Below are 22123 nucleotides of genomic sequence, written 5' to 3' on the forward strand. Positions count from 1 at the left end.
TTTACTTCTCATAAGTAGCTGAAAAACAAAGAACCAATAATAACTCTTAATCAGCGGGTCTGGGGTTCGAGCCCCCACTCACCCACCATTTATCTTCCTTTGAAATTGCTGAAGAAATTGCGGTAAAGCGCAATTCCTGCGCCGTGAGCATTGAGATCGCGTGCGGCGTCGCGCGGTTCGTTCGGTGATGCGAAGCGGCAGGCAACAGTGAGCAAACGTGCTGAAGCTGTGAAACACCTTTACATCATCTTCACGCCGTTTATCTAGAACCCAGCCCAGATTGGCCGGGGCGTTGAACGAGATTCTATTATCCGTGTCGCGTCTTTCAGAATTACCGGATTGAAAAATTAAGGATAGTCATTATGCGGAAAGTATTGATTGCAATCGTTTCGCTCGCAATTGGAAGCTCTGGTCTATTGCTTCTTTATTTTCAGCTGTTTGTTTGGGGCTATATTCACGCGATGGCTCTAATGGCTGTAGGTTTACTTCTTGCAGTCGGCTTCGGTTGGTTTTGGGTTGATGTTCTACGTCCCGCAATAACAGGGCGTGACGATCAATAATCCCATAGGCTCGTTGCTAGCATATCTAGTGAAGTTGCCTGCGTGGCGGTCTACTATTTTGGTTGGGACAACTCGGCATCAATGACCTTCCGTGCGCCTGCAAGTTCCTGTTCGACCTGGCATGACAGCAAATAGCCCCTCGTGTCCGCCTGTTCATTAGTACCCTCGGTGATTGACGAGGCCGCTGCTGGTGACGTGTTCAGGGCATCGAGAACGGCCAATCCAATTGCCTGAAGCATGCCTAAGCATGTCTGGCACCAATAGGATTTATTTGTCTGTCCCGATAAGTTGACGCGTGGTGCCAACCAAAATAGTAGATCGGCGCGCCATGGCGAATTACTTGAGGGCAGCTGGTCGACAACGCTGAGACAGGCGCTGGAGACAAGCGTGCTGCGCGGCCTTGGCAACAAGCAGGTGATCAAGATCGATCGATCGGCAACGCACTGCCTGCTGACCGACCTGTCGGCCTATGACAAGCATGTGGAAGGGAAGCGGGGACGGTCGCTTCGCTTCATGGGGTGTTCCACGCGCGAAGATGCCTGTTTCACGAAATGTGTAGAAATTTCTGCCGTTGGTCTTGCATTGCACGTTTACACGGACAATGGTGAAGCGGTGGGAACTTTCCCATAGTGATTTGGCCTACGACGAAGCTCCGACGGCAAGCATTCGAAGGGCTCCGCAATTTGAGTTCGCCAGCCTGTGGGCCATAAAGGCGGGCCGATGATTTACGGAGGTGGTGCTCCTGATCATTGGCCCCCGTCGCACGAGGCAATTACTAACATGCAGTTAAAATCAGTCCGGTCACCTATATATAGTGGTCATCAACAAGTTTGGCACAAAAACCTTGTGAAAACTGCTAATGTCCTCAGGCTAATCTGAGTAAAGTTCTGTTTGGCAGACCGAATCATTTCCGCTTTTCAAGCCCATACCAGCTGCTGCGATGATCCTTTGACGGATAATTCGGTCGGGTTCCACCCGCGCCCCGCCGCACCTAGTGCAGCGAAAGCGCCGGCGCTTCGGCAGATCCATAACCGACCTTTCGTCCTGGAACAGATCACAACTGACAATCGTCATCTTCTGGCAGCGAATGCAATGTGTCTGCATCTCGGTGCAATGTTCTTTTCCATATGCGAGGTGGTCGTTCGTCCCAGTGGTACTAGGCGTGTCCTTTCCATGCCTTGTCCAAGGTTGTGAATCTCCGGTTGAAAACTCCCGTTCTTTCAAACCGGTACCCGCAAGTTTTAACCTTGATATTTTTTCTTGTTTGACCGCCTTGGCAGACAACTTAACGTGCTGCCAAGCAGGGAAAATCGGTGCCTATTTAATCTATTGGCAAACAAGGCGATCGCCGCGTTTGACGCGGCCGCTCTTTGCAGGATGCGGATGAAGGGCAACATCAGACGGGACATCCATGCATAAACTGGATTTCGAGTTGGACAAGGCACAGCTGAAACGTGCCTGGGGCGTTATAGACAGGGAGTTTCAACACCTGGGGCTGATGCTGCGCCGCGGGTCGGATTTCGATGTTGTCGAGGCCATGGCAGCGGCCAGCGGCCTGAAGCGGCTGGAGGGGCATTTCACCCCCAGTCTCAACACCTATACGCCTTCACAGGCATTCTGGCTGGCGCTGGTGGACGAGGAAGACCGGATGGTCGGGCGGGTGTGCGCCCGTTTCGACAGAATGGCCTATCCGATGACGCTGACCGATTTCTGGCGCAAGTATTTTCATCGCTGCTACCCGGACGCGGAAGGCGGCAAGGTTGTGCTGAGTGACAAGCAGCCGCGCGTTGGCCGGCGCATTACCGGCGACGTTGTATATCTGGGCGGAACGGAAGTTGCCAAGGAGTGGCGCGGTTCGAAGCTCGGCGGCCTGCTCAACCAGATGGCCCAGATCGAGGCATTGGATGAGTGGGGCGCCGGCTTCTATTACGGCTGGGTGCAGGGTTTCAACTTCATGGACGGCTTCTGGCGCGACTGCGGCTTTACCCGTGCACACTTTCATGCACTGAACTGGGTTGAACCGCTGCCTGGTACGCTGGATGCCAATCTGATTTTTGTTGCGAACACAGCTGACGATGTGTGCGATCTGATTGATAGGATCGCGAATGGACTTCAAGCAAAGTCATGAGGCAGAAAATCCGCGTGAACCCGGCACTGGTGCGGAATTTCACGAGGAGACGCTGCAGCGTCATGTCCGGCACACCTTCGCCCAGCTTGTTGCCTGTGCGCTGGATATCGAACCAGGGCTCGCCTTCCATGGCAATCTGGTAGGCATCAGCAACGCCCTGGCGGTAGACCGAGGGCAGGAAGCTGGTCGGCGGACGTGGTGTTTCCGGGTCAAGAGCCTGTGGAAAGAACCGGCGGAAGGTGCTGTGCTTGCCCACAAAGGTCAGCGGCGGCACATCGCCCGGCTCGGCGGTCGGCAAGGTCATCAGCAGATACGGGCTCAGCTGCGTCATGCGGCTGTCCTGCACGATGATGCCTTCGTTTTCGCGCCAGGTCTTGAACAGAAACTGCGTCTTCTCTCCCGCCAATCCGTTTTCGATCAGCGAGAAGGGTAGCGGCTCAACAAAAGTGTTGATGCTCATGGACGCCTCCAAAGGGACTGGATTTCGGAAGAAACCCCTTCTGCATGGCTTCGGCATAGATGTCATATCTTGCCGCTGCCGCCAACTGGGCACGTTCGCCGTCGCTCAGCAGGCTGGTCTGGTCGTGGTCGAACAGATCGAAGCAATGGAAATCGAGCAGGAACAGACAGTCATATCTTGCTGCAATTTCAAATATTTCCAGGAATTCGAGCTGCTCTTTGGTGTATTGATCTTCGCTCATCCCTGCCGCCTTGTCTTTACATGTCATTTTTTGTTTTGCCTTTCAGACAATTTCCGGCGTCGAGAAACCCATTGAACGGTCTGCTCGCCTGGAAAGCGGCCGGCTTTTCGCGCCGGTACATCTTCCAGGCGTCCCCTGATGTGCAGAGGCCGCTTCAATCCGAGATTGGTATGGATCCCGTTTCGCCAATCGCAGATTAGCAAAGAATTTTGCTGCACGCGAGATTTCTTCTTCAACTTTCCTTAGGTGTTACCCAAGAAGCGAAGAAGTAGTCGCCCGGGCACTGTCACGTCACCTGCAAGTTGACGGTTTTGAAGCCGAAGACAAGGCTAAGACAGCCGGAATCCGTCTTTCCGGCAGCGTCAGGATAACGCTGGAACCGATAGCCACCGGTTAGGGAGGGGCGGCGGGAATCGCGTTGACCCCTGATGCGCCGAGCTCGGTTCCAGCTGTCGTTCTGATCAGGACAGTTAGCGCGCCAGGGTGGACGAATGGCGCCGGCTCGGCAGGCAGGGCACCGGCAGCATGAGCTGCGATTGGCTCCCGACCCGTACGCCTTCAGGCCTGTTGTGCAGCTTCCGCTTCGCGCAAATCCAGTTTCTTTGCGGCCGCGTCCAGAGACCGGATGTCCGAAGAGGCGGCGATTTCCCCTGCCGCTGCATAGCGGTCGTGGTTCTGGGCCACCTTGCCGAGATCGTAGAGGTAATTCACCATCACGCCGGCGGATTGGGCCCGGCCCTTTGCGGAGGTGTCGGCTTCAGCGTGGACGGCATGCACCAGTGCGCCGTTGCCCAGATGGAAGCGGGCCACCGGGTCAACCGGTTGTCCGTCCTCGCGGCGGGCTGACAGAAGATAATGCGCGGCGAGGGTACGCAGCAGCTTCGGGTCCGCGTCCTGGAAATCAATGCCTTCCGCCGACAGCCACTTCGTCAGGCCAGGGATCGGCGACAGGGTGACGAAGGTTTTCAGTCCGGGCAATTCTGCCGAAAGATCGGCCGCCACCTGCTTGATCAGGGAGTTGCCGAAGGAAATACGGGCCAGGCCTTCCTGACAGTTGGAAATCGAGTAAAACACGGCGGTACGGGCCGTGGCCGCTGTGATGGGTTCCCTGTCACCTGCCAGAAGGTCCTGGATGGAACCCGGGATGTCTGCGGTGAGCGCGACTTCGACGAAGATCAGCGGTTCGTCGGGCATGGACGGGTGGAAAAAGGCGAAGCATCTGCGGTCGCCTGGGGCCAGGCGGCTGCGCAGGTCTTCCCAGCTGGTGATTTCGTGCACGGCCTCATAGGCGATGATCTTTTCAAGAATATGTGCCGGACTTTCCCAGCTGATTGGCCGCAGCACCAGAAAGCCCCGGTTGAACCAGGAAATGAACAGGTGCCGGAAATCCTGGTCAAGTGCCTGCAATTCCGGATCGGTGCCGCCGAGACGCAGGAGGTCGGCGCGCATGCGCACCAGTTGCTCGGTGGCGCCGGGAATCTGGTTCAGCCGCCGGATCAATTCCTGACGCTTGGGTTCCACAGCCGCCATGAACGCCGTGTATGTCTTCCGGTTCGGGCTCGCCTCATAGGCATCAAGGGCAGTACGCACGCCGGCCGGATCGATGTTCATGTCTTGGGCAAGGTGGCGGAAGAACTGCAGCTTGTCGCTGTCCTCCATTTCCTGAAACCGTTGCAGGAGCGTGCTGGCCGCGGCGAGGCCCGTCACGTCGCCGGCCGTGCCGACAAGTGCGCTGACCAGATCCTCCATCGGCCGGTTGTCGCGCCGGTCCGGCGCCGCTGTGCGATAGCGGCGCTCGAAGATGGTCGACAGCAGGTCGCCGAGAATGGTCATGTAGGCCTCCAGAACGTCCAGTGAGGGGTGGGCTCTGTCCTGAAGATAAGAGGTGTGAGGCTTTGACCCAATTCCCCAAAAGAGGCAATCCGGACACGAATGCCCGGGTTGGATTGCCTAACAGCCAGTGTGCCTAGGCGGCTTCGCTGTTCTGCTGCTCGAGCGGGCCTTTCTTCAGTGATTTGAAGAAGGCCGCCACTGCTTCGGTGAGCTGCCCGGCGTTGGAGGACATGCTTTCCGCGGAGCTCAGCACGGTCTTGGAGGCCGCGTGAGTGGTTGCCGCATTCTGGGCGACACCGTCCACAATTCCGGTCACCTTGTTGGTGCAGGCCACCGTGTTGGTCACGTTCTCCTGTATGGCCTGTGTCGCTTCCGCCTGCTTTACCGACGCGTTGGAAATCATCGTGGTAATGGATTCGATTTCCGTAATGGTTTTGGAAATCGTGTCGAAGGACTGAGCCGTATCGCGGCTGGCCGCGTCGACTTCTTCCAAAGACTGGGTGATCTCCTGTGTCGCCTTGGCTGTCTGCGTTGCCAGTTCCTTGACCTCGGCTGCAACCACCGCAAAGCCCTTGCCCATTTCACCGGCGCGGGCCGCCTCGATGGTGGCATTGAGTGCCAGCAGGTTTGTCTGGTCGGCAATGGAGGAAATCAGGTCGATGATCTCGCCGATAGCTTCGGCGGAAGTCCGAAGGCTGTTTGCCTTGTCCTGGCCTTGCGTGACCTGGGTAACGGCAGCACGGGCGATTTCGATGGAGCGTTCGATCTGGCCGCTGATTTCGTTGGCCGTCGAGGACAGGTGATCGGCGGCGGATGCCGCCGCATTCACATTTTCGGCTGTCAGGTCGGCCGCGTCGGCAATGGCGGTCACGACTTCCGAATTGGAAACGGCAGAGGTTTCCATTTCCTCGGCCGTCCCGGTCATCTGCTCGGCGGAAGCCATCAGGCTCTGGGCAATCTGGCTGATCTGGCTTTCAAAGGAATCCGTCGACTGGCGGAAAGCGCCGACGCGGCCCTTGATGGTCTCGATGGCCATGTTCATGATTTCCGCATTCTGCAGATAGCTGCCATTGAGGCCACCTGGCTGGATGCGGCGGTAGTAGCGATTGTTCTCGATCGCGGTCATCGAGGCAGCAGCTTCACGCAGGAAGGCGTCCGTCCGGTCGATCATGTGGTTCATGGAGGTCATCAGCTCACGAACTTCACCGGCTTCGGTGTAATCCTTGGCTCTCACCTCGAAGTTGCCCCAGCCGATCTGGCTGCAGACCTCCGTCGCAGCAACAAGCCCCTGCCGGGTCCGATGCACCGCGGTCAGCGCGAAAAGCATGGCCAGCATTACGATGGCGCCACAGAGGACCGTAGCCATGGTCAGGCCCAGCAGGGCGCAGACCACCGTCGCCGCGCCGCCCACAAGTGCGACACCCGACGCGATCGTGGCGTTAAAGAGTGTGAATGAGCTCGTCATAGCTCACGCCTTTCGATTGAAGGATCGATACCAGCTGATCGTGACCGGCCTGCATGCCGGTCTTGCGGTTGTCCGCCTGCTGTTCTGTCTGTCGCAGCTGGGCGTAAAGCGGGGTGATGATGTCGTCGACGATACGGCGGTTGGGCACCCGGCGATTGGAATGGTAGCCGATGATCTTGCCGCTTTCGCCATAGGACGGCGTGACATGGGCCAGCACCCAGTAGTGGTCGCCGTTCGCGGACATGTTGACCACATAGGCGAAAATCTCTCCGCCGGCCTCTATCGTGTCCCACAGCAGCTTGAAGACACAGCGCGGCATGTCCGGGTGGCGGATGAGGCTGTGCGGCGCATTCTCCAGAGCCTTGCCATCAAAACCCGCAATATCCCGGAAGATGTTGTTGGCGTAGGTAATGCGCCCGCGCGTGTCTGTTTTCGAGACGATCAGGTCCCGTTCGGAAAAGAACCGTTCCACCCCCGTCGGGGTGACCTTGTACTGGGTCATCCTTGGTGCGCCCGCTCATGTTGGCAATTCAGGGTTAGGGTACGGTTGCGTGCTTAATGATCCTTAAATGAAACCGGATGAGGTTTGATTTTTAACTATATGAATTCATTCGTATTTCTAACGATGTCATCTTTCGCTGTAGAGAGTTTTGTTAAGGCGAATTGTTGTCGATCTTTTTGTTGCTCTGACGCTATTCTTCGATTCTTCCGAACGGTTTGGGCGATGTTCCTTTCGACGAACTTCAATCGGCAAGTTCCGCGTTGCATGGCCCCTGGCGCATGTTCGGTTGTGCTCAGCCAAAACCTGCAGGGCGGCCTCGCCTGCAGAGAACCGGGTCCGAGAAACTGCGGACTTTTCAGAAGGGGGGCTTAGGCTGTATAGAGGGCGCCAATAGCCGGGTGGTGCTTTTGCCCCTTTGGCCCGGCGTCTTTCAAGAAACAGAACAAGCCCCATGAACGAATTTCTCGTTGCCGCCCTTTATATGTTTACGCCGCTCGACGACTTCGAGGCCATGCGCAGTCCACTCAAGGCCTATTGCGAGGAACGGGATGTGCGCGGGAGCCTGCTGCTTGCAGGAGAGGGTATCAACGGCACGATTTGCGGGCCGGAAGCCGGTGTGCGTGAGGTCCTTGCGCATCTGCGGTCGGATCCACGGCTTGCCGGGCTGAACCACAAGGAAGCCTGGACCCACCGACATGTCTTCAAGCGCATGAAGGTGAGGCTGAAGCAGGAGATCGTGCGGCTTGCGGTTGACGGGATCGACCCGAATGAGATCGTCGGCGAATACGTCAAGCCGGAAGACTGGAATGCCCTGATCTCCGATCCGGATGTCGTCGTCATCGACACGCGCAACGACTACGAATTCGCCTTCGGCACGTTCGAGCGGGCGCTCAATCCGAAAACCCAGTCGTTCCGGGAATTCCCGGCCTGGGTGGACGGCGAAGACGAGCTTCAGAAAAAGCCGAAGGTCGCCATGTTCTGCACCGGTGGCATCCGCTGTGAAAAGGCGACGGCCTGGATGCTGAAAAACGGCTTCGAGGAAGTCTATCACCTGGAAGGCGGCATCCTGAACTATCTGGAGAAGGTGCCGGAAGCCGACAGCCTCTGGAAGGGCGAATGTTTCGTCTTCGACGACCGCGTGTCCGTCGACCATCAGCTGCAGCCGCGCTGGGGAGAATGGATCCCCGAAGAAGCCCGTCACATCATCAACGAGGACACCGATTACGAGAAGAGTGCTCGCGCTGAAGCTGATGACGAAGAGAGCGAACAGCAGATCGTCAGAGCTGTTTCTTAACGGATATTAACTTTTTCGCTTTAATGGCTTGTGGAACTTCCCTAAAGTCAGGGGTGCGGGGGAATTCCTGCGCCAGACTGGGGGAAAGTACATGCGTCACAGCTTCTGGAGCGCGCTTGCCGCGCTGATCGTCAGTCCGTTGGTCAGCACGTCCGTGCTGGCCGGGGGCAAGGCACTGTCCTGCTATGAACAGGCCACCGTGCCGGCCGTCTACAAAACTGTGAACGAGCGAGTTCTCGTCCAGCCGGCATCCAGCTACGTGGTGCAGAAACCTGCCGTCTACAGTTATCAGGCCCGCCGTGTTCTGGTGCAGCCGGAGCGGGTCAGCTATCGCACATCGCCTGCCGTCTACCAGACACGTCAGAGCCGGGTTCAGGTTCAACCCGCCAGCGTCGGCTGGGAATACCGGGTCATCAACGGCCGCAACATCCTGTGCAAGGTGCAGAACCCCGCCGTCTATCGAACCGTCAGCCAGAAGGTTCTCGTGCAGTCGGCCTCACGCGTCGCAGTACGCCAGCCTGCCATTTACAGCTCCGTGAAGGAAAAGGTGCTGGTCCAGCCAGCCACGAGCTACCGGGTGCAAAAGCCCGCGGTTTACCAGACGGTCAGCCGCCAGGTGCTGGTTCAACCCGCCCAAACAGTCTGGAAGCCCGTAAAGGTGCGGGGTTGCCGCTACTAGGTGACTGGGTCAAGATCGGTTTTCTGTCCGTTTTCCGGGGCAGGCTGAAAGCCGGTTACCTGACCTGTTGTGGGGCTGAAACATGATTTGCACATTGATTGCGTCTTCCATCCTGCTCAGCATGGAGGACGGCTCCATGGCCGTGCTCATTCCCGAAAACCAGTCGGTCCGCATTTTCAACGAACAATCGGTGAAGGGAGAGGGGGCCGTCGTTCACCTTTACGGGGAAACGAAAATCCAGGTGCCGGGTGTGAAAGCGGAACAGATCATCGAGGCTCTCAGGGACTGCCAGCCTCCGAAGGACGCTGAATAACCGGCCCTAAACAACTGCCGTCGACAGACAGTCGTCAGGCAGACCGCTCAAAAATTCATCCCGGCATGGCCTCCGAGCGAAAGGCTCTCCCTCATCCAGAGGAGGAGGGATGTTTATCTTCACCCTGATGTTGTGCCCGGGTCGGCGGAACGGATGACAGGCCAAATGTGCGGCAGGAGCCGGTTACAGCAGAAACCGACTTGCCCCAAGCGTTGCTTTTGATCAGCTTTTTGCCGTCCTGAACCGGTATGTCTTCAAACCGGTCTTGCCGTGACCTTCCACCAGGAACAGGCCGCCGGACAATGTGTCGGGTTCGACCGCGGTCGGGTCGGCGGGCTGCTTGATGCTGGTGACGATCAAATGGTCCAGATCCGGGCCGCAAAAGCAGGGCATGGTGGGCTTGTCGACCGGAAGCTTGATGGCGGCAAGCAGGTTGCCGTCCGGACCAAAGCAGTTGAGAACGCCGGCGGAAACCCCTGCGCTCCAGTAGTTGCCTTCGGTGTCGACCGCTGCGCCATCCGGCCGGCCGGTGTCGTTGGTCTGCTGAGCGTAAAGCATCTTGGAGCCAAGTGCACCGGTCTCCGGGTCGAAGCCGTAATATTCGATCCAGCCGGGGGAGGTGTCGGAGTGGTACATGTAGGTGCCGTCCGGCGTCCACGCGAGCCCGTTGGAACACTGCAGTTCGTCACGGATCTCGGCAACGTCGCCGCTGCCGTCGACCCGGTAAAGACCGGCAATCGGTTCACGCGGTGAGCTGGTGTCCATGGTACCGACCCAGAAGGCCCCATCCGGACCGACCTTGCCGTCGTTCAGCCGTGTGCGCGGCTCATCAGCCTGAACTTCTGCCAGAACCTCGCTGGCACCGCTTTCGGGATCGAACAGAACGATCTTGTCCCACACGCTGACAATCAGGCGATCGTCATCCGTCAGGCCGAAGGAACCGACCTCATTGTCGAATTGCCATGTGGTGATCTTGCGGCTGGCCCAATCCATGGACTGGATGGAGCGGCCCTGGATGTCGGCCCAGAGCAAGCGGTTCAATCTGTCGTCCCAGGTCGGGCATTCTGCAAGCTGGTAAGTCGTATCGATGAAACGGGTGATCGTATGGGTCACCGGAGCGGGTTCCTTGAAAAGCCGGGCAGTTGAATGGATGCGGACTATACCTGCCAGTGCTGGCTGCGTCGAGACGCTGGATTTAGTGGCGGAATTGCAGGCGGTTTGGTTGTGGATCGGTCCCGAAAGGAACTCATGTTTCGCCGTTCAGGGGAATCGCCGTGCGTCTGACGATCGGCCGGATGGCGAAGGAGGATTTCATTCTGAGAACGCCTGGAAGCTGGGCAAGGTGGTCGCGGTGGATGCGTTCGAAGTCGATCGGGTCCCGGGCCGAGAGGCGCAGGATGTAATCAGCATCACCCGCCATCAGGAAACACTCCATGATTTCGCCGGACCGGGCCACGGCGCGTTCGAAATTCTCAAGCGTTTCCTTGGACTGGCCGGTCAGCGAGATTTCCACGAAAACGTCCATGTGCCGGCCGAGTTTCTTCTGGTCCAGAAGCGCGACGTATTTTTCGATGATGCCGGCTTCCTCCAGCGCGCGCATCCGCCGCAAACAGGCGGAAGGGGAAAGCCCCACCTTTTCCGCCAGGTCCGCGTTGGCGATGCGGCCGTCGCTTTGCAGAACGTTCAGGATCTTCTGGTCGAGGCGATCGAGTTTCATTTTGCTGCACCGCACATAATGCCAAGTTCAAGATAATACATAGCAGATAATTTGAAGAAATATCAATTCGACACAATAAAATTGCGCGTATTTGAACGGAGACCCCCGGGAACGCAAGCACATTCGACGAAAACAGGCGTAAAATCGTCGGCAATCAATAATGCTTCCAGAGGAGTCGAGTCATGCGCATTGGTGTGCCGAAAGAAATCAAAAACCACGAATACCGGGTAGGTCTGACGCCGAACAGTGTTCTTGAAATGGTGGCTCATGGCCACGAAGTTGTCGTTGAAACCAATGCCGGTGTCGGCATCGGCGCCAGCGATGCCGACTACGAAGCGGCAGGCGCGAAGATCCTGGCAACTGCCAAGGAAGTCTTCGATGCCGCGAACATGATCGTGAAGGTCAAGGAACCGCAGGCTGTCGAACGCGCCATGCTGCGCCCCGACCACATTCTCTTCACCTATCTGCACCTGGCGCCAGACGCGGAGCAGACCGCGGACCTGGTAAAGTCCGGTGCCACCTGCATTGCCTATGAAACGGTTGTCGATGCCCGTGGCGGTCTACCGCTTCTGGTGCCGATGTCCCAGGTTGCCGGCCGCCTGTCGGTGATTGCCGGTGCCAAGGCGCTGGAAAAGGCCCAGGGTGGCTCCGGCACGCTCGTGGGCGGTGTTCCCGGTGTCGAACCGGCCAAGGTCGTTGTCATTGGCGGTGGTGTGGTCGGTTCTCATGCCATTACCATGGCGCTTGGCCTTGGAGCCGATGTCACCGTTCTCGACCGGTCTACCGCCGTTCTGGGCAATCTCTCCCAGACGTTCGGTCCGGCTCTGAAAACCGTCTATTCGACCAAGGCTGCACTGGAAAAGCATGTGCTGGAAGCCGACATGGTCGTCGGTGCGGTGCTGGTTGCCGGTGCGGCGGCACCGAAGCTGGTGTCGCGCGAGCTGGTCAGCCGCATGAAGCCGGGCTCGGTTCTCGTTGATGTCGCCATCGACCAGGGAGGCTGCTTCGAAACCTCCAAGGCAACGACGCATTCCGAGCCGACCTACATCATCGATGAAGTCGTTCACTACTGCGTTGCCAACATGCCGGGTGCCGTGCCGAAGACGTCCACCTACGCGCTGAACAACGCCACCCTGCCGTTTGCTCTTGCACTGGCGGACAAGGGTGCCAAGAAGGCGCTGCTCGATGATCCGCACTTCCTGCCGGGCCTCAACGTGATCGGCGGCCAGGTGACCTGTGAGGCGGTCGCAACCGCTCTCGGCTATGCCTACGTAGATCCGAAGGTTGCTCTTGAGCAGGCCAAGGAAAGCGCTGCTGCCTGATAAGGGAACTTCGCTTCAAAGATGAGAAAAGCCGGTCCGTTGGGCCGGCTTTTTGCTTTCACAATAGGATTTTGGACTGACGTGACAGCGGTGAGCCCGTGACCTGCTGTTCTGTGCAACTTGCGTCGAAAATGTCCGGCTGTTCCGCAGGTTATTGCATTCCTGATTTCGCAGGGGGCAAACAAACCTTATTTGCTGTGCGAAGGGTTTACGGGCAGCGGACCTTGTAAGGTGTGCCCTGTTCATCCGTGGCAATGCAGTTGCGCGGGGTGGTGACGACACCGATCAGGCCACCACCGACGGCACCGAGAGCGGCGCCTGCAAGGGTCGCGTTCACCGTGGAACCGGCAACGGCGCCGATCGTGGCGCCCGTTGCCGCACCGAGACCTGCCCCGATCAGCATCCTGTCCCGTTGACTTTCGGTGTTGGCGCAACCTGTCAGCACAATGGCGAGACTTGCGGCTGCAAGGACGGATCTCATCCAGAACCCCTTGGCGAAAAACATGTGTCTGCCAAGGGTGGAGATCTATGGTTAACAGTTTCTTACCAACACGGATTTATCCAAGGCAGATCCCGAAAGCAAAACGGGCATGCCCATGAAACCACGAGCATGCCCGGTATTGTCGCTAAATTCGTCCGCTCTGACGGTGGTCAGGACGACAGAGAGCCAGACCTTACGGGCAGGCGACTCGGTAGGGGTTGCCATACCGGTCATGTGCCACGCAGTTTTTCGGCGTGGTCGCTGCACCGATGACAGCACCACCCGCTGCACCGATAGCGGCGCCGGCGAGAACCGGAGCTGCACCGGCACCGGCAGCGGCACCGACAATGGCGCCGGTCGCGGCACCAAGGCCACCGCCGACAAGCGCGCGATCTCTCTGGCTGCTTGACTGACAGCCGGCGAGGGCGATGGCCGCAAGGGCCACCAGCAGGATCTTTTTCATTTCGTAAACCTGTGAAGACCCGATTGACTCAGGTCAGTTGAGATCAGGGGCAGGCGACGCGGTACGGGTTGCCATACCGGTCGTAGGCGACACAGTTCTTGGGTGTCGTTGCAGAGCCGATGATGGCACCGCCTGCTGCACCGATTGCCGCACCGGCGAGCGCCGGGCCGACGCCGTTACCGGCGGCGGCACCGATCACGGCACCGGTCGCCGCACCAAGACCGCCGCCAACAAGCGCGCGGTCTCTTTGACTGTCAGACTGGCAGCCTGCCAGAAATGCGGCCGAAGCGGCAATCAGAAGGAGTTTCTTCATAGTTTTCTTCCCAACGGTCTATTACCGAAACGAAAAAGGATCGCCCCCGATTACGGGCAAGCGACCCGGTAAGGATTGCCGTAGCGGTCATAGGCGACGCAGTTCTTCGGAGTCGTTGCGCTGCCGACAATTGCACCACCGGCCGCACCGATTGCACCACCAACCAGGGCGCCGCCGACATCACCGGTTGCGGCAGCACCGATTGCTGCACCGGTTGCCGCGCCAAGACCACCGCCTACGAGGGCGCGGTCGCGTGAGCTATCGGACTGGCAGCCCGCCAGGGCAAGGCCAACTGCTGCGAGCAGAACTAGTTTTTTCATGAAATCAGTCTCCCTGTCGGACCGCAACCTCGGCGGGTCGAATGTATAAAATCTTTCCAAGCCTAAGCTGCTTTGCACGTTGGGGCAATCTCTGTTTGCCACAGCCGGCCCGTGTTCATCGTGAATACCAATAAGAGTTCTTCAACGATGTGAACCAGATAGGGCCGGTTGGGCAAAATTATGACGAGATCGCCTCACGTATTAACGCGTAAACAAAGGTGTGGTTCCCGCGTCAACTTTTCAGCGCGGCAAGCAAGCCTTTTGTCGAGGCGTCCTTGGAATCTGCAGAGACTTCGCCCTTGACCATTGGCAGCAGGGCAGTGGCCAGTTCCTTGCCCAGTTCCACGCCCCACTGGTCGAAGGAGTTGATTCCCCAGATCACGCCTTCAACGAAAACCCGGTGCTCGTAAAGGGCGATCAGGCGGCCGAGTGCGAAGGGGGTCAGCTGGTCATAAACAAGGGTCATGGAGGGCCTGTCGCCCGGGAACACCTTGTGGGGAGCCAGACGATCGACTTCGTCCGCAGCCATGCCCGAAGCGCTGAGGAGTGCCTTTGCCTCGTCAAGTGTCCGGCCGAGCATCAGGGCTTCGGACTGGGCGAGGCAGTTCGCGACCAGAAGGTCGTGATGATGTTTCAGGTCTTCTTCGTGGCCGTTGGCGGCAATCAGGAATTCACACGGGATGACAGTCGTGCCCTGGTGCAGGAGCTGATAGAACGCGTGCTGACCATTCGTACCTGGTTCGCCCCAGACCAGTGGTCCGGTTTCCTCGGTCACGGGGCTGCCGTCCAGCTTCACGCGCTTGCCGTTCGATTCCATGTCGAGCTGCTGCAGATACGCGGGCAGGCGTGACAGGCGCTGGTCGTAGGGCAGGACGGCGCGGGCGGAAAGGCCAAGCGCGTCCCGGTTCCAGACGCCGATCAGAGCCATCAGAACCGGCAGGTTGTTTTCAAGCGGGGCTTCGGCGAAATGGGTGTCCATTGCATGGGCACCGGACAAAAAGTCACTGAAGGCGTCCGGTCCGATGGCGATCATGAGAGGCAGGCCGATGGCCGACCAGACGGAATACCGGCCGCCGACCCAGTCCCAGAAACCGAAGACGCGGCTTTCGTCGATGCCGAAAGCGGCAACCTTGTCGAGGGCGGTGGAGACGGCTGCAAAGTGGTCGCCGACAGCCTCTTCGCCAAGAGTACCGGCAATCCATTTGCGCGCGGTCTGCGCATTGGTCATGGTCTCGATGGTGGTGAAGGTCTTCGAGGCGACGATGATCAGCGTCGTGGCCGGGTCGAGTTTTTCCAGGGTATCGGCAATATGAGCGCCATCCACGTTCGAAACATAGTGCAGCTCCGGACCATCATGATAGGGGCTGAGCGCGATTGTCGTCATGACCGGCCCGAGGTCCGAGCCGCCGATGCCGATGTTGACCACGTCGGTAAAGGCGTCGCCGGTGGATGAGGTCAGATCGCCGGAGCGAACCGCTTCGGCAAAATCCGCCATCGCGTCCAGAACCGCACGCACATCTGGCATCACATCCGCACCATCGACCAGAACCGGCTGGTCCGACTGATTGCGAAGCGCAGTGTGCAGGACGGCGCGCTTTTCGGTGCCGTTGATCTTCTCGCCGGCAAACATGGCCGCACGTTTGCCTTCCACGTCCGCAGCGCGGGCCAGGTCGAGCAGCAGGTTGAACGCCTTGTCGTCGATCCGCGACTTGGAATAATCGAGCAACAGGTCGTCTGTTCTGGCGGAGAACGTGTCGAACCGGTCGGGGGCGGCCGCAAACAGTTGCCGCAGGGAGGTGCCCTTCAATTGTTCCGCCTGCCGGTTGAGAGCCTCAAATGCTGCTTCTAGCGCCATGAACAATCCTCTTAAATCGATTTAACAGCTTGTTTTCGCGCCGACGCGCGCGGGGCATCCATTAGCATACCCGCCCGGCGAGGGGGAGAGGAAATTCAAGGAGAATGCCGCCGGAAACAGGCAGGTGGATTCCGGCGGCTGAAGGCCAATCAGTTGGAAATCGGGGCCAGCAATTCTGGGGCTGTAACAAGTTGGCGAATGCCGTGGGAGTGGTCTTCCTTGAAGACATTGCCTTTTTCCGCCCAGGCGTTGAGCGAGTTTATGTCCAGCTTGGCGCATTGCGGATGCACGCTCCAGGTCACCTGAAGTGGGGAGCATGTCGACTGGGTGAAGCTGGGCCCTGTTGTCGACCCGATGAAGGTGACCGGCGTACCCGTGCCTTCCGGCAATGACTTGGCCTGATGCAGGCCATTCACGATGTTGCCGTCATAATCGAAGTCGAGAAAGCTCAGTGCCTTGGGATCATTCACGACAAGGAAAACCTGGGCCTCGACACGAAGTTGCGGATTGGCGCAGGCATCGCTCAGGCAAGAGCCAAGTCCTTCACCCGGGGTGATGTTGCAGGATGTATGCACCCAGTGGACTTCGATCGTGTCGCCGGGCTTGACGCCATGAAAAGCTGACCCGGCGGGTTCTGCCAGTTCAGCCTCGGTCAGGTCGGCGGTCTCGTTGCACTTGTAACCGCCATGATCGCCATCGCCGGCAAAGACGGTGAAGCCCGGCCCCTTGTGTTCCGCGTTGGTGTGCGTGTGGATGTTGCACAGGTTCAGCTTGTCGGCGGACGGCGCTATCGAGAAAGAAGACGTGTTCAGTCCTGCAGTCTGCGAGATATCGCGTGGTGTTTGCGGGCCGAAACCCTGACAGAGCTCTTCTGCCTGTGCCTGGGAGAGAAAACCGAGGCCCGCGAGGGCCGCAATTGTAAGTCCGATGTATTTCGCCATGCTAATCTCCTGCAAATGTGGTTGAGGCAGGCTGTTGGGCGCATTTCAAGAAAAAGCAGCCGAAGTGGCGAGAATGATTTGAACGCGCTTTTGATAGGAACGCCAATTGCAAAAATTGCTCAGGGTAAACGACCGGTCAGGGTAAAAAGCCCGAAGTTGGCGGAAAACAACGATAAATTGAATTGTCTGACTGTATTTTAAGTGAAATGAAAGTTTGCTCAAGGTAAACTAAATCTATGAATTCCGAAAACAAATCACACGGCCTGACCCATCTGCTCGATCAACCTGATGCCGAGGAAGAAGTCCTCGTGGTTGATTTCGACAATCTTTCGGTCATCAACGCGGTTGCATCCAACGTCAGCGAGTGGGGCTTCCGGTTGACCTCTCCGGATATCGGCGAGCTTTACAAGAACATCGGGGTTCGGCCCAAGGATGCAAGCAAACTGGTGAAGGCTCACGTCACTTCCGTGAAGGGCAACGATGCCGCGGTGGTCTTCGCCAAGAGCGAGAAATCCGTTTCGGACAAGCGTCGCGAAAAACGGAACAACGTCAGCATTCCGGTAAAGATCGCCGACCTGGACGGAATTACGGAAATCAGTGGCACGATCGTTGATGCCGGCAAGAACGGTTGCCGCATAACTGCCAAAGGTCTGACAGCGCTTCCAGAGGAAGTTCTGCTGACGATGAAAAAATTCGAAAGGCCGGTCGTTGCCGAATTCGCCTGGCGAAATGACACCTCCGCCGGTATGCGTCTCTTGTGGGATCGTACGCTTGAGCAGGACGACGATCACGGAGACGACGAAGAAGAAGAAGAGAGCGACGGCAATTCCGAAGCGGATAGTGAAGAAGCCCAGAGCGTCTGACATGGCCCGCTCATGCTGCGGTCGGCGTGTGTCCCAATCAACTCCCCGCAATTGACTGAACTTCTCGCGCGGACGTGAAAGAAACGCGGCGAGCGGTGGTTTCACGCTCCATCCGTACCCTGGGGACTGGGCGAGTTTTCCGCCTGTCTTCGAATAGGTGATTGTCACTTTTTCAAAAAATTAGTTTTTAATCCGGAACTTCTTTCTCTCTCGGTTGTTCTCACAGTAACCGCCTCATCAATAGCAATACTGATGTTGCCGGCTTGGGAAATCACTGTGAGAGGATATAATATTATGAAACGGATTATCACCGCTACCGCGATGTCCTTGATGCTGACAACATCACTTTACGCGGCAAATGAAGTAAAACCGCTCCAGACTTATGAATTCAATGAGTCTGCAAACATGAGTGATGTTCTTGCGTCTGATCTGATTGGCATGCGGATCTACTCGGTCGAAGAAAACTATGACCGGTTCAACGAAGACTATCAGGCTCAGGCTGACGAAGAAAAAGACTGGGACGACATCGGTGAAGTCAACGATGTGATCCTTGGCTTCGACGGCTCGGTCAAGGCCGTTATCCTGGGTGTCGGCGGCTTCCTTGGTGTCGGCGAGAAAGACATCGCCCTTCCGATGGAACAGCTGAAGGTCGTCCGCGAACAGGATGACGCCGATAGCTACTTCCTGGTGGTCAACGCCAACAAGGACGTGCTGACCAATGCAGCGGCGTATGAAAACCCGTACGCTGACGAAGCGGAAACGGCTGCCACACAGACGTCTGAAGGCATGGAGAAGCCTGCCGATACGGCAATGACGACGGAAACCGATACGTCGACCGAAACCGCGATGAGCCAGGATAGCGACGCCGGAGTGACGGCTGCTCCGGAGACTGCGATGGCGCCCCAGACCGATGCCGACGGTCGTCCGCTTCTGCCGCGTGCCGAAGTCGAGCGTGAAGGCTATACCGACGCGGTTGTTGCCGAACTGACGGCCGACGATCTTGAAGGTGCCAACATCTACGACGCCAACGATGAAGACATCGGTGAAATCGATTCACTCATCGTGAGCCAGGACGGCACCATCGAAAAGGTGATCCTTGATGTTGGCGGCTTCCTGGGTATCGGCGAGCGTGAAGTTGCCGTCACCTTTGACGAGCTGCAGATCATTCGCAACGAAGACGGTTCCGACCTGCGCGTCTATGTTGGCGCCACCAAGGAAGAACTGGAAGCTCAGCCGGACTACGTCGCTGAGTAAGAGTAGTGGACTGCTCCGGGTGTTATCGCCCGGGGCAGCCTGACACAGCGTCCGGTTCCATCGAGATCCTTCCCGATATCCGGACGCCTATCCCGAGACAGATGGCTTCAACAGGCATCTGTCACTTTCTCAAACCTCAACACCTGCAGCAGTTGACCGGAAGCCTCCGGTCGAGAAGCTGACTGCACCCTGACTGGAGTGATGAAAATGAACTGGGACATTATCGAAGGCAATTGGAAACAGGTTAAAGGCAAGGCCCAGGAACAGTGGGGCAAGCTGACCAATGACGATCTGGACCGGATCGAAGGCAATCGCGACCAGCTTGCCGGCAAGATCCAGGAGCTCTACGGCAAGTCGCGCGACGAAGCAGAGCGCGAGGTCGATGAGTGGGCAAGCCGCCACTGATCGTCGAACAGATGAAAAAGAGCCGGGCGATCCGTCGCCCGGCTCTTTTCGTTCGAAATTGCTGATCTGCTATTTGCTGATCAGATTTTAAGGGCGGCTGCCGCTTTTGCGCGGGTTTCAATGCCGGACCAGTCGTCCTCCGCAATCGCCTTTGCGTCTGCAATCCAGGAACCGCCAACGCACAGGACGTTCGGCAGTTTCAGATAGTCCGGAGCCTTGTCGAGGCTGACGCCGCCTGTGGGGCAGAATTTGGCCGCCGCCAGCGGGGAGGAGAGAGACTTGAGGTAGGACGCTCCGCCTGCCTGCTCGGCGGGAAAGAACTTCAGCCGCTCATAGCCACGTTCCAGCAGGAACATGACTTCCGATGCAGTGGCTGCACCGGGAAGCAGCGGCACGCTGTGCTGGTCGGCTGCGTCCAGCAGGTTGGCGGTTGCGCCAGGGGAGACGATGAAACGGGCACCTGCAGAAACGGCGGCATCATATTGCTTGCCGTCCAGCACCGTGCCGGCACCCACAATCGCGCCTTCCACGTGTTCGTTGACCGCGTTGATCGCTTCCAGGGCATGGGCGGTGCGCAAGGTGATCTCGATTGCAGGCAGGCCGCCGCGCACAAGCGCTTCTGCCATGGGGACGGCCTTCCTGGGATCTTCCACGATCAGCACCGGGATAACCGGTGCCGCGCACATTACTTTCTCGATCTTTTCAATGTCCTGGGCCATATCGCCTCCAAAATCTCTTTTTTGTCGTACCTGCACCGACCGCAGCCGGAGCAGATCGCAGAATTTATCGTGCCGAATTCACCTGGCCGTTCGGGGCCTGATCCTTACTCACCAAACACATGTGCGCCAGTATCGGCCGAACCAACTGCACCACGGAAGGCGGCGAAAAGGTCCCGGCCGGTGCCGAACTGGCTCTGGCTCAGGTCAGCTTCCGCCAGCGGGCGGGCGTTGAATTCGGCTTCGTCGACCAGCACTTCCAATTTACCAGTCACCGCATCGACGCGGATCATGTCACCGTCACGGATTTTGGCGATCGGGCCGCCGGCGGCTGCTTCCGGGGTCACATGGATTGCCGCCGGAACCTTGCCGGAAGCACCCGACATGCGGCCGTCGGTAATCAGGGCGACCTTGTGGCCGCGGTCCTGAAGGATGCCGAGGCAGGGCGTCAGCTTGTGCAGTTCGGGCATGCCGATTGCCTTCGGGCCCTGGAACCGGACCACGGCGGCAACGTCGCCGGTCAGTTCCTTGTTGTTGAAGGCGGTCAGGAAATCGTTCTGGTCGTGGAAGACGCGGGCAGGTGCCTCGATGATGTGGCGTTCCCTGGCAACAGCCGAGATCTTGATAACGGCCTTGCCCATGTTGCCTGTGAGCATCTTCAGGCCACCCGTCGGCTGGAAGGCCTTGGCAACAGGAGCCAGCACCGTTTCGTCGCCGGAGGTCTCAGGAACTTCTTCGCGTTGCACGTTGCCGTCAGCGTCGAGTTTCGCTTCCACGGTGTAACCGGAAAGGTCGGTGCCGTAGACGGTCTTCACGTCCTGGTGCAGGTAACCGTCACCCAGCAGTTCGCGGATCAGGAAGGCAAGGCCACCGGCGGCCTGGAAGTGGTTCACGTCGGCCTTGCCGTTCGGATAGACGCGAGCCAGAAGCGGCACGACATCGGAAAGATCGGAGATGTCGTCCCAGGTCAGCCTGATGCCTGCAGCAGCGGCAATCGCCACCAGATGCATGGTGTGGTTGGTCGAGCCACCAGTGGCGTGCAGGCCGACGACGCCGTTGACGATCGCCTTTTCGCTGATGACTTCACCGGCGGGGGTGAACTCGTTGCCGAGGGCGGAAATCGCGATGGCGCGCTTGGCCGCTTCCCTGGTCAGGGCGTCGCGCAGGGGCGTGCCCGGATTGACGAAGGAGGCACCCGGCATGTGCAGGCCCATGATCTCCATCAGCATCTGGTTGGAGTTGGCCGTGCCGTAGAAGGTGCAGGTGCCCGGCGAATGATAGGCACGTGACTCGCTTTCCAGCAGGGCGTCACGGCCGACTTTGCCTTCGGCATAGAGCTGGCGGATCTTGGCTTTCTCGTCGTTGGAAATGCCTGTCGGCATCGGACCAGCGGGAACGAACACGGCCGGCAGATGGCCGAAGGAGAGGGCCGCGATGGCAAGACCGGGAACGATCTTGTCGCAGATGCCGAGAAAGACCGCTGCATCGAACATCTGGTGCGACAGGCCGACGGCAGCAGCCATGGCGATCACATCTCGGGAAAACAGCGACAGTTCCATGCCGTCCTGTCCCTGAGTGACGCCGTCGCACATGGCCGGAACACCACCGGCAACCTGGGCAACCGCGCCGATCTCGTGAGCGGCTTCACGGATCAGGGCCGGATAGGTCTCGTATGGCTGGTGAGCCGAAAGCATGTCGTTATAGGAGGTGATGATGCCGAGGTTCGGTACCACGTCGCCGGAAAGGGCCTGCTTGTCGGAGAGGCCACAGGCGGCGAACCCATGGGCGAGGTTGCCGCAGGACAGGCGCGAACGCTGCGGGCCCTTGTCGGCGGCCTTGCCGATGCGGTCCAGATATCTTGAGCGGCTGTCGTGACTGCGTTTGACGATCCGTTCGGTGACGTCGCCAATGCGATCCTGGATGGTCATTGCTTCAAATCCTTTGCTAGCCGCGCCGCGGCCTGGCTGGTCCTATGTCCGGCACATAGGGCGTTGCGGC

General features: G+C 58.4%; 24 protein-coding genes. 10 read left to right on the top strand and 14 right to left on the bottom strand.

The window, feature by feature from the left end:
- The first annotated feature begins 947 nt into the window (after nt 1-947).
- The 3 genes from FIV03_RS15550 to FIV03_RS15560 all read left to right on the top strand — a co-directional run bounded on the left by FIV03_RS15550 (nt 948) and on the right by FIV03_RS15560 (nt 3121).
- Nucleotides 948-1190, top strand: coding sequence for a hypothetical protein (locus FIV03_RS15550; protein WP_152510194.1), 243 nt, complete (start codon nt 948-950; stop codon nt 1188-1190).
- 781 nt (nt 1191-1971) lie between these two features.
- Nucleotides 1972-2688: a hypothetical protein gene (locus FIV03_RS15555; RefSeq protein ID WP_152510195.1), complete on the top strand. Its 717-nt coding sequence runs from the start codon at nt 1972-1974 to the stop codon at nt 2686-2688.
- The gene (locus FIV03_RS15560; RefSeq protein WP_152510196.1) at nt 2666-3121 is read left to right on the top strand and encodes a hypothetical protein; all 456 of its coding nucleotides are present in this window, start codon (nt 2666-2668) and stop codon (nt 3119-3121) included. Before FIV03_RS15555 ends, FIV03_RS15560 begins: the two co-directional genes overlap by 23 nt.
- A gap of 4 nt (nt 3122-3125) precedes the next feature.
- On the opposite strand, the gene FIV03_RS15565 is transcribed toward FIV03_RS15560, so the two are convergent.
- The 4 genes from FIV03_RS15565 to FIV03_RS15580 form a co-directional block, all read right to left on the bottom strand.
- Nucleotides 3126-3389, bottom strand: coding sequence for a hypothetical protein (locus FIV03_RS15565; RefSeq protein WP_023000596.1), 264 nt, complete (start codon nt 3387-3389; stop codon nt 3126-3128).
- Between the two features lie 558 nt (nt 3390-3947).
- On the bottom strand, nt 3948-5222 hold the full coding sequence (locus FIV03_RS15570) for a malonyl-CoA decarboxylase (protein ID WP_152510197.1): 1275 nt from the start codon (nt 5220-5222) through the stop codon (nt 3948-3950).
- Nucleotides 5223-5355: 133 nt separating this feature from the next.
- Entirely contained in the window at nt 5356-6687 is a 1332-nt protein-coding gene (locus FIV03_RS15575; RefSeq protein ID WP_152510198.1) for a methyl-accepting chemotaxis protein, read from the bottom strand.
- Nucleotides 6662-7189: a PAS domain-containing protein gene (locus FIV03_RS15580; RefSeq protein ID WP_023000600.1), complete on the bottom strand. Its 528-nt coding sequence runs from the start codon at nt 7187-7189 to the stop codon at nt 6662-6664. The genes FIV03_RS15575 and FIV03_RS15580 overlap by 26 nt, the downstream gene beginning before the upstream one ends.
- 451 nt (nt 7190-7640) lie before the next feature.
- On the opposite strand from FIV03_RS15580, the gene FIV03_RS15585 reads away from it, so the two are divergent.
- The 3 genes from FIV03_RS15585 to FIV03_RS15595 all read left to right on the top strand — a co-directional run bounded on the left by FIV03_RS15585 (nt 7641) and on the right by FIV03_RS15595 (nt 9475).
- Nucleotides 7641-8483, top strand: coding sequence for a rhodanese-related sulfurtransferase (locus FIV03_RS15585; protein ID WP_152510199.1), 843 nt, complete (start codon nt 7641-7643; stop codon nt 8481-8483).
- Between the two features lie 91 nt (nt 8484-8574).
- Nucleotides 8575-9162 carry a hypothetical protein gene (locus FIV03_RS15590; protein WP_152510200.1) on the top strand — a complete coding sequence of 196 codons (588 nt, stop codon included), beginning with the start codon at nt 8575-8577 and terminating at the stop codon, nt 9160-9162.
- 82 nt (nt 9163-9244) lie between these two features.
- Nucleotides 9245-9475: a hypothetical protein gene (locus FIV03_RS15595; protein ID WP_023000603.1), complete on the top strand. Its 231-nt coding sequence runs from the start codon at nt 9245-9247 to the stop codon at nt 9473-9475.
- A gap of 222 nt (nt 9476-9697) precedes the next feature.
- On the opposite strand, the gene FIV03_RS15600 is transcribed toward FIV03_RS15595, so the two are convergent.
- Nucleotides 9698-10588, bottom strand: coding sequence for an SMP-30/gluconolactonase/LRE family protein (locus FIV03_RS15600; protein ID WP_152510201.1), 891 nt, complete (start codon nt 10586-10588; stop codon nt 9698-9700).
- Nucleotides 10589-10721: 133 nt separating this feature from the next.
- On the bottom strand, nt 10722-11192 hold the full coding sequence (locus FIV03_RS15605) for an Lrp/AsnC family transcriptional regulator (protein WP_023000605.1): 471 nt from the start codon (nt 11190-11192) through the stop codon (nt 10722-10724).
- Nucleotides 11193-11374: 182 nt separating this feature from the next.
- On the opposite strand from FIV03_RS15605, the gene ald reads away from it, so the two are divergent.
- Nucleotides 11375-12514 carry an alanine dehydrogenase gene (gene ald, locus FIV03_RS15610; RefSeq protein ID WP_023000606.1) on the top strand — a complete coding sequence of 380 codons (1140 nt, stop codon included), beginning with the start codon at nt 11375-11377 and terminating at the stop codon, nt 12512-12514.
- 208 nt (nt 12515-12722) lie between these two features.
- Here the strand turns inward: ald and FIV03_RS15615 are convergent, their stop codons facing one another.
- The 6 genes from FIV03_RS15615 to FIV03_RS15640 all read right to left on the bottom strand — a co-directional run bounded on the left by FIV03_RS15615 (nt 12723) and on the right by FIV03_RS15640 (nt 16887).
- Nucleotides 12723-12995: a hypothetical protein gene (locus FIV03_RS15615; RefSeq protein ID WP_006932815.1), complete on the bottom strand. Its 273-nt coding sequence runs from the start codon at nt 12993-12995 to the stop codon at nt 12723-12725.
- A gap of 193 nt (nt 12996-13188) precedes the next feature.
- Complete coding sequence (locus FIV03_RS15620) at nt 13189-13458, bottom strand: lipoprotein (RefSeq protein ID WP_023000608.1); 270 nt, start codon at nt 13456-13458, stop codon at nt 13189-13191.
- A 43-nt stretch (nt 13459-13501) separates the two neighbouring features.
- The gene (locus FIV03_RS15625) at nt 13502-13771 is read right to left on the bottom strand and encodes a glycine zipper domain-containing protein (RefSeq protein ID WP_023000609.1); all 270 of its coding nucleotides are present in this window, start codon (nt 13769-13771) and stop codon (nt 13502-13504) included.
- A gap of 50 nt (nt 13772-13821) precedes the next feature.
- A complete protein-coding gene (locus FIV03_RS15630) occupies nt 13822-14091 on the bottom strand; it encodes a glycine zipper domain-containing protein (RefSeq protein WP_055655348.1) in 270 nt (89 codons plus the stop codon).
- A gap of 232 nt (nt 14092-14323) precedes the next feature.
- The gene (gene pgi / locus FIV03_RS15635) at nt 14324-15946 is read right to left on the bottom strand and encodes a glucose-6-phosphate isomerase (RefSeq protein ID WP_152510202.1); all 1623 of its coding nucleotides are present in this window, start codon (nt 15944-15946) and stop codon (nt 14324-14326) included.
- Nucleotides 15947-16095: 149 nt separating this feature from the next.
- Nucleotides 16096-16887 (bottom strand): delta-class carbonic anhydrase, encoded by a 792-nt coding sequence (locus tag FIV03_RS15640; RefSeq protein ID WP_152510203.1) that lies wholly within the window; start codon nt 16885-16887, stop codon nt 16096-16098.
- Nucleotides 16888-17123: 236 nt separating this feature from the next.
- On the opposite strand from FIV03_RS15640, the gene FIV03_RS15645 reads away from it, so the two are divergent.
- The 3 genes from FIV03_RS15645 (at nt 17124) to FIV03_RS15655 (ending at nt 19409) form a co-directional block, all read left to right on the top strand.
- Complete coding sequence (locus FIV03_RS15645; RefSeq protein WP_209009674.1) at nt 17124-17750, top strand: PilZ domain-containing protein; 627 nt, start codon at nt 17124-17126, stop codon at nt 17748-17750.
- Between the two features lie 405 nt (nt 17751-18155).
- Complete coding sequence (locus FIV03_RS15650) at nt 18156-19004, top strand: PRC-barrel domain-containing protein (protein WP_286202196.1); 849 nt, start codon at nt 18156-18158, stop codon at nt 19002-19004.
- A 207-nt stretch (nt 19005-19211) separates the two neighbouring features.
- Complete coding sequence (locus FIV03_RS15655) at nt 19212-19409, top strand: CsbD family protein (protein ID WP_031269168.1); 198 nt, start codon at nt 19212-19214, stop codon at nt 19407-19409.
- Between the two features lie 80 nt (nt 19410-19489).
- On the opposite strand, the gene eda is transcribed toward FIV03_RS15655, so the two are convergent.
- Together eda and edd are read right to left on the bottom strand one after the other, a co-directional pair.
- The gene (gene eda / locus FIV03_RS15660; protein ID WP_023000616.1) at nt 19490-20128 is read right to left on the bottom strand and encodes a bifunctional 4-hydroxy-2-oxoglutarate aldolase/2-dehydro-3-deoxy-phosphogluconate aldolase; all 639 of its coding nucleotides are present in this window, start codon (nt 20126-20128) and stop codon (nt 19490-19492) included.
- Nucleotides 20129-20232: 104 nt separating this feature from the next.
- On the bottom strand, nt 20233-22053 hold the full coding sequence (gene edd / locus FIV03_RS15665; protein ID WP_023000617.1) for a phosphogluconate dehydratase: 1821 nt from the start codon (nt 22051-22053) through the stop codon (nt 20233-20235).
- Nucleotides 22054-22123: the final 70 nt, after the last annotated feature.

The sequence above is a fragment of the Labrenzia sp. THAF187b genome, from assembly GCF_009363375.1.
GTDB classification, from domain to species: domain Bacteria; phylum Pseudomonadota; class Alphaproteobacteria; order Rhizobiales; family Stappiaceae; genus Roseibium; species Roseibium algicola.

Excerpts from the sequence above, each read along its gene's own strand:
- FIV03_RS15555 (WP_152510195.1), top strand. The coding sequence starts at position 1,972 with ATGCATAAACTGGATTTCGAGTTGGACAAGGCACAGCTGAAACGTGCC.
- FIV03_RS15560 (WP_152510196.1), top strand. The coding sequence starts at position 2,666 with ATGGACTTCAAGCAAAGTCATGAGGCAGAAAATCCGCGTGAACCCGGC.
- FIV03_RS15565 (WP_023000596.1), bottom strand. The coding sequence starts at position 3,389 with ATGAGCGAAGATCAATACACCAAAGAGCAGCTCGAATTCCTGGAAATA.
- FIV03_RS15570 (WP_152510197.1), bottom strand. The coding sequence starts at position 5,222 with ATGACCATTCTCGGCGACCTGCTGTCGACCATCTTCGAGCGCCGCTAT.
- FIV03_RS15575 (WP_152510198.1), bottom strand. The coding sequence starts at position 6,687 with ATGACGAGCTCATTCACACTCTTTAACGCCACGATCGCGTCGGGTGTC.
- FIV03_RS15580 (WP_023000600.1), bottom strand. The coding sequence starts at position 7,189 with ATGACCCAGTACAAGGTCACCCCGACGGGGGTGGAACGGTTCTTTTCC.
- FIV03_RS15585 (WP_152510199.1), top strand. The coding sequence starts at position 7,641 with ATGAACGAATTTCTCGTTGCCGCCCTTTATATGTTTACGCCGCTCGAC.
- FIV03_RS15590 (WP_152510200.1), top strand. The coding sequence starts at position 8,575 with ATGCGTCACAGCTTCTGGAGCGCGCTTGCCGCGCTGATCGTCAGTCCG.
- FIV03_RS15595 (WP_023000603.1), top strand. The coding sequence starts at position 9,245 with ATGATTTGCACATTGATTGCGTCTTCCATCCTGCTCAGCATGGAGGAC.
- FIV03_RS15605 (WP_023000605.1), bottom strand. The coding sequence starts at position 11,192 with ATGAAACTCGATCGCCTCGACCAGAAGATCCTGAACGTTCTGCAAAGC.
- ald (WP_023000606.1), top strand. The coding sequence starts at position 11,375 with ATGCGCATTGGTGTGCCGAAAGAAATCAAAAACCACGAATACCGGGTA.
- FIV03_RS15615 (WP_006932815.1), bottom strand. The coding sequence starts at position 12,995 with ATGAGATCCGTCCTTGCAGCCGCAAGTCTCGCCATTGTGCTGACAGGT.
- FIV03_RS15620 (WP_023000608.1), bottom strand. The coding sequence starts at position 13,458 with ATGAAAAAGATCCTGCTGGTGGCCCTTGCGGCCATCGCCCTCGCCGGC.
- FIV03_RS15625 (WP_023000609.1), bottom strand. The coding sequence starts at position 13,771 with ATGAAGAAACTCCTTCTGATTGCCGCTTCGGCCGCATTTCTGGCAGGC.
- FIV03_RS15630 (WP_055655348.1), bottom strand. The coding sequence starts at position 14,091 with ATGAAAAAACTAGTTCTGCTCGCAGCAGTTGGCCTTGCCCTGGCGGGC.
- pgi (WP_152510202.1), bottom strand. The coding sequence starts at position 15,946 with ATGGCGCTAGAAGCAGCATTTGAGGCTCTCAACCGGCAGGCGGAACAA.
- FIV03_RS15640 (WP_152510203.1), bottom strand. The coding sequence starts at position 16,887 with ATGGCGAAATACATCGGACTTACAATTGCGGCCCTCGCGGGCCTCGGT.
- FIV03_RS15645 (WP_209009674.1), top strand. The coding sequence starts at position 17,124 with ATGAATTCCGAAAACAAATCACACGGCCTGACCCATCTGCTCGATCAA.
- FIV03_RS15650 (WP_286202196.1), top strand. The coding sequence starts at position 18,156 with ATGAGTGATGTTCTTGCGTCTGATCTGATTGGCATGCGGATCTACTCG.
- FIV03_RS15655 (WP_031269168.1), top strand. The coding sequence starts at position 19,212 with ATGAACTGGGACATTATCGAAGGCAATTGGAAACAGGTTAAAGGCAAG.
- eda (WP_023000616.1), bottom strand. The coding sequence starts at position 20,128 with ATGGCCCAGGACATTGAAAAGATCGAGAAAGTAATGTGCGCGGCACCG.
- edd (WP_023000617.1), bottom strand. The coding sequence starts at position 22,053 with ATGACCATCCAGGATCGCATTGGCGACGTCACCGAACGGATCGTCAAA.